The sequence below is a fragment of the Streptomyces recifensis genome, from assembly GCF_002154615.1.
Lineage (GTDB): Bacteria > Actinomycetota > Actinomycetes > Streptomycetales > Streptomycetaceae > Streptomyces > Streptomyces griseoluteus.
This window is the reverse complement of the sequence record NZ_MUNH01000384.1, coordinates 1-5023: the sequence shown is the minus strand read 5'-3', so window position 1 is coordinate 5023 and position 5023 is coordinate 1. Positions and strand designations below refer to the sequence as shown.

3 protein-coding genes and 1 tRNA gene are annotated in these 5023 nt (G+C 72.0%); 3 read left to right on the top strand and 1 reads right to left on the bottom strand.

The window, feature by feature from the left end; genetic code table 11:
- Nucleotides 1–128 precede the first annotated feature (128 nt).
- Together CCN33_RS20055 and CCN33_RS20050 are read left to right on the top strand one after the other, a co-directional pair.
- Nucleotides 129–794 carry a DegT/DnrJ/EryC1/StrS family aminotransferase gene (locus tag CCN33_RS20055; RefSeq protein ID WP_086694956.1) on the top strand — a complete coding sequence of 222 codons (666 nt, stop codon included), beginning with the start codon at nucleotides 129–131 and terminating at the stop codon, nucleotides 792–794.
- Between the two features lie 85 nt (nucleotides 795–879).
- Nucleotides 880–952 (top strand) — tRNA-Thr (locus tag CCN33_RS20050).
- A gap of 85 nt (nucleotides 953–1037) precedes the next feature.
- Here CCN33_RS20050 and CCN33_RS20045 read toward each other — a convergent pair.
- Entirely contained in the window at nucleotides 1038–3794 is a 2757-nt protein-coding gene (locus CCN33_RS20045) for a SpoIIE family protein phosphatase (RefSeq protein WP_086694955.1), read from the bottom strand.
- Nucleotides 3795–4117: 323 nt separating this feature from the next.
- Between CCN33_RS20045 and CCN33_RS20035 the strand changes: the two genes are divergently transcribed.
- Nucleotides 4118–5023, top strand: a 906-nt coding sequence (locus CCN33_RS20035) for a HAMP domain-containing protein (RefSeq protein WP_086694957.1), incomplete at its 3' end; no start/stop codon positions are given.

The window sequence follows — 5023 nt, the reverse complement described above, 5'->3', positions numbered from 1 at the left end:
CGCCGCCGAACTATTTTTGATAAAAGGCTTGGTCCCTGAACTTCGGTTCAGGGACCAAGCCTTTTTTGTTTTTCGTAACTTGGCGTTCACGTCGTCCGCCGAGCATGTGCCGCATGGGTACCGCAGCAATGCTCAGGGCCGCCGGCGTGGGAGCCGGGGACGAAGTCGTCGTACCTGCCTTCGGGAACGCCGAAGTCGCCGAGGCGGTCGCCCTCGTGGGCGCGCGGCCGGTGTTCGCCGACATAGATCCGGTCACCTACTGCCTGGACGCGGACTCCGTCGCGGCTTCCGTGACGGACCGGACCGCAGGCGTCGTCGTGGTCCACCGGTTCGGCCGGCGGGCCGATGTGCGGCCGCTGCGTGAACTGGGCAACCGGCACGGGCTGTTGGTGCTGGAGCGGGGTGAAGCCGATGCTCCGGACGAGGAGTTGGTGCGGCGACGGGAGCGGGCCGCCTATCTGGATGCCCGCCTCAAGGGAGTTCGGACGCCGGACAGCGGGGACGGGCACACCTATCAGCAGTACGTGGTCCGGGTGCCGGGGAACGGGCGGCCCGACCGGGATGCGTTCGCGCGCGCCTTGCGGGCCAGGGGCGTTGCCTGCCGGATTCCCGTACAGACGCCCGCGCACCGGCTCCCCGGGTTCCGGGGGCCCGGCTGGACGCTGCCCGAGACCGAGCTGGCCGCGGACGAGACGCTCGCGCTGCCCCTCGACCCGGCCCTGACGAAGCGGGAGATGCAGCGGATGGTCGCCGCCTGCAATGCCCTTGGCGGACTGCTCCAGCCCGCTTTCTGAACAAGCGGCGAACGGATTTGGGAAGCCGAGCCCGTTCAGGGTACGATCTTCTTGTTGCCGCGAGGGAAACCTCGAAAGCGACAAGGCCCCCATAGCTCAGTCGGCAGAGCGTCTCCATGGTAAGGAGAAGGTCAACGGTTCGATTCCGTTTGGGGGCTCAGCGATAAAGGCCCCACCCGTTCCGGGTGGGGCCTTTCGCATGTCCGCAGGTCCGGTCCGCCCGGCGGGGCGGACCGGACGAGCTCAGTCCTGCTGAAGCCCCGGGACCCGCATCGCCAGGATGGCCATGTCGTCCGAGGGTGCGTCGGAGGCGAACCGCTCCACCGCGCGCAGCACGCGTGCCGCGACCGCGCCGGCCGTGAGCCCGGTACAGGTCGTCAGGACGTCCGCGAGGCCGTCGTCGCCGAGCATGCGGGTGCCCTCGCGGCGTTCGGTGACGCCGTCCGTGACGCAGAGGAGGACGTCGCCGGGGTCCAGAGTGACCGTCTCCTCGTACAGCTCCAGGTCCTCGATGACGCCGAGGAGGGGCTGGGGTTCGGCGGCCGCGGTGACCGTGCCGTCCTGGCGCAGGCGCAGCGGGAGCGGGTGGCCGGCGCAGACCACCTTCAGTTCGGCGCCGCCGTCCTCCTGGGGGCGCAGCTCGCCGTAGAGCAGGGTGAGGAAGCGGCTGCGGTCGCCCTCGTCGAGGATCGCGGAGTTCAGGCGCTCCAGGACCGCCGGGCCGCTGAGGCCCTCGCGGGCCAGCAGGCGCAGGGCGTGCCGGGCGAGGCCGGTGACGGCGGCCGCGTTGGGGCCGGTGCCGCAGACGTCGCCGATGGCGAACCCGTACGCGCCGTCGCCGATGGGGAAGAGGTCGTAGAAGTCGCCGCCGACCTCGTTGCCCTCGCCCGCCGCGCGGTAGATGACGTCGACCTCTACGCCGTCGATCGGCGGGAGGCCGGGCGGCAGGAGGCTGCGCTGGAGGGACTGGCTGATGGCCGTGCGCTCGGAGTACAGGCGGGCGTTGTCCAGGGCCAGGGCGGCCCGGCGGGACAGGTCCTCGGCCAGTTCCAGGATCTCCTGGCGGAAGTGTTCGTCGGTGGGCTTGCCGAGGGTCAGCATGCCGATGACGCGGTTGCGGGCCACCAGGGGCAGGACGACCGTCTCGCCGCCGACCGCCGAAGCCGTCGCCAGGGTGGGGCCGATGCTGGAGGCGAGCTGCTGGGTGGGACCGCCGGAGAGGCCGAGGCTGCGCATGGAGCTGCGCAGGGCGGCCTGGTGGGCGACCTCGCCGGGCAGCGGCCAGACGCGCGCGCCGGGGGTCAGTACCGGGTCGGGCGGCGGGATCTTCGACAGCAAGGACTTGATGCCGTCGATGAACTCCTCGTCCTCGTGCAGGACGTACGAGAGGTACGGGTCGGCGGACTGCTCGCTGATCGTGTAGACCGCGCACCAGGTGGCCAGGGTCGGCACGGTCATCTGCGCCATCAGGGCGAGGGTCTGGTCGCGGTCCAGGGTGCCGGCGAGCAGGTCGGACGCCTCGACCAGGAAGCTGAGCGAGCCTCTGCGCAGCCGCTCCAGCTCGCCGAGGCGGGCGGACTCCACGGCCAGCGCGATGCGGTCGGCGGCGAACTGCAGACGCAGTGCCTCCTCGTTGGAGTACCGGCCCGGTGCCTCGGCCGCGACGCCGAGGGAGCCGGTGAGGCGGCCCTCGACCTTGAGCGGCACGGTGACCACCGACCGCATGCCGGTGCCCGCCAGGAGCGGCACGGCGGCGCTGGGGACGGCGTTCAGGTCGTCGTGGACGGCGGGCATGCGCGCGGAGCCGTAGCGGCCGGGGCCGGCCTCGACGGGGACGCGGGCGAAGCGCTGGCGGGTGGAGGGCAGGCCGGTGGAGGCGCGTACCTCGAGTTCGGTCTCGTCGTCGGTGGCGAGCAGCAGGAAGGCGGAGTCGCCGTCGAGCATGTCGCGGGCGCGCTCGACGGTGCGCTGGAGGAGTCCGTCCAGGTCGTCGGGGGCGGGGGAGCCGATGAAGACCTCGAAGGGGTCCGCGTTCGGGCCGTCGGAGCCGCTCTGGTCGCCGGTGGGGACGCGGGAGGGGGTCTGGAGGACGGCGCGCTCGTGGTCGCGGACCAGGAGGCAGACGGTGGAAGGCTCGCCGCCGGTGTCCCGGACGCGCAGGTGGGAGGCGTAGACGGGGGAGACGCGGCCGTCGGCGCCCCGGACGCCGTAGCTGCCCTCCCAGCGGGAGAGCTGGAGGGCCTCGGCGATGCCGGTGCCGGTGCCGGGGGTGTGCGGCCAGGCCGCGAGGTCGGTGAGGGGCTTGCCGACGACCTCGTTCGCCGGGTAGCCGAAGAGTTCCTCGGCGTCCTCGTTCCAGGCGCTGACGCAGCCCTTGCGGTCGATCTGGAGGACGGCCACGCGGACCCGGCTGTCGGCCAGCGGGAGCAGGTCGGGCGGGAGGGCCGGTCCGGCGGCTCGGGTGCCGACGTGGCGTTCGGGCAGGTCGAGCTGGAACCAGACGTTCTTGTGGGTGGGGGTGTACTCGACGCCCCAGCGGGTGGCGAGCGCGGCGCACAGTTGCAGGCCGCGGCCGCCCTCGCGGTCGGGGCTGCCCATGACGGCGTGCGCGCTCTGGAGCGGGACCTCGCGCTCGGGGTAGCGGTCGGAGACCTCGACGCGTACGCCGTGGTCGGTGCGCAGGCACAGGACCTCGGCCTCGGTGCCCGCGTGGACCACGGCGTTGGTGACCAGCTCGCTGGTGAGCACCACGGCGTCGTCGACGATGTCCGCGAACCCCCAGCCCTGGAGGGTGTCGCGGACGAAGGCGCGGGCGGTCGCGACCGAACGCCCGACGGGCTCGAAGCTGGCGGCCGCGCGGGCGGTGATCACGGAACTCCCTGCTCTGTCGTCGACGTGCGTGGCCGGCGAGCCGGCCGGCCCGGACCGCTGCTGCGGGGTCCGCTCGCCCTTCGGCCGTGGCTCCGGGGGAGGTCCCCCCGAGATCAGTCCGGTGGTCATCCTCTGCGGCCGCCCCTCCGATGCCCGTGTCCTACTCGTGCCGCCGCCCAGGCCGGTCGGGCCGGTGCGGCTGGACAGCCGGATGCAAGGTTACTTACCTTCGCCGTCGCAGTGGATGCCGGTCGCCGGTGATTACCCCCCACGGTGTGCGAACCGTGTGCGAAGCTGCCGAACTGTTATGGCCTGGTTCGGCAGGGGTGAAACACTGGGCAGGATTTTGATGAAGGTCGGTTCGGGCTGCGTGCGTTCCGTGCGCGAAGGGCAGCAGCCCCAGGACGCGGCCGGGCACGGCAGTGGCGGTCTACCCCTCCGGGAGGGACACAGTGGAGTCTGGCGCAGCGACGCGGGGCAATAAGACGCGCGCGAAGGGCCGGCCGTCCCCGCGCAGGAGCGGTGGCGTCACCGAGGTGGACACGGCTGCCCTGCACCGGTTGCTCGCCGCGCTGGAATCCATGCGCGACGGGAACTTCCGCAAGCGGCTCACGGTCTCCGGCGACGGTGTGATGTCGGAGATCGCGGCGGTCTTCAACGAGGTGGCCGACCGCAATCTGCATCTCACCGGTGAGCTGGCGCGGGTGCGGCGCACGGTCGGCCGAGAGGGCAAACTCACCGAGCGACTGGAGACGGGTGCCGGCGAGGGCTCCTGGGCGGCCGCGGTGGAGAACTCCAACGCGCTGGTCGACGACCTGGTGTGGCCGGTGTCCGAGGTCAGCCGGGTGCTGACGGCCGTCGCGGAGGGCGATCTGTCGCCGCGCATGGACCTGCGCACCGAGGCACCGGACGGGACCGGGCATCCGCTGCGCGGCGAGTTCCTGAAGGTCGGCCGGACCGTGAACAACCTGGTCGACCAGCTTTCCACCTTCACCGACGAGGTCACGCGGGTGGCCATCGAGGTCGGTACCGACGGCAAGCTCGGCGGGCAGGCGAAGGTGCGGGGCATGTCGGGTTCCTGGAAGGACCTGACGGAGTCCGTCAACACGATGGCGAACCGGCTCACCGCGCAGGTGCGGGACATCGCGCTGGTGACCACGGCGGTCGCGGGCGGCGATCTGTCGCGGAAGGTCACCGTGCAGGTGGCCGGCGAGATGCTGGAGCTGAAGAACACCGTCAACACGATGGTGGAGCAGCTCTCCTCGTTCTCCTCCGAGGTGACGCGGGTGGCCCGCGAGGTGGGTACCGAGGGCATCCTGGGCGGTCAGGCGCAGGTGCCGGGCGTGGCCGGGGTGTGG

What these genes read in the sequence shown, in the direction of transcription:
- CCN33_RS20045 (WP_086694955.1), bottom strand. Translation starts at nt 3,794, where the DNA reads ATGACCACCGGACTGATCTCGGGGGGACCTCCCCCGGAGCCACGGCCG.
- CCN33_RS20055 (WP_086694956.1), top strand. Translation starts at nt 129, where the DNA reads ATGCTCAGGGCCGCCGGCGTGGGAGCCGGGGACGAAGTCGTCGTACCT.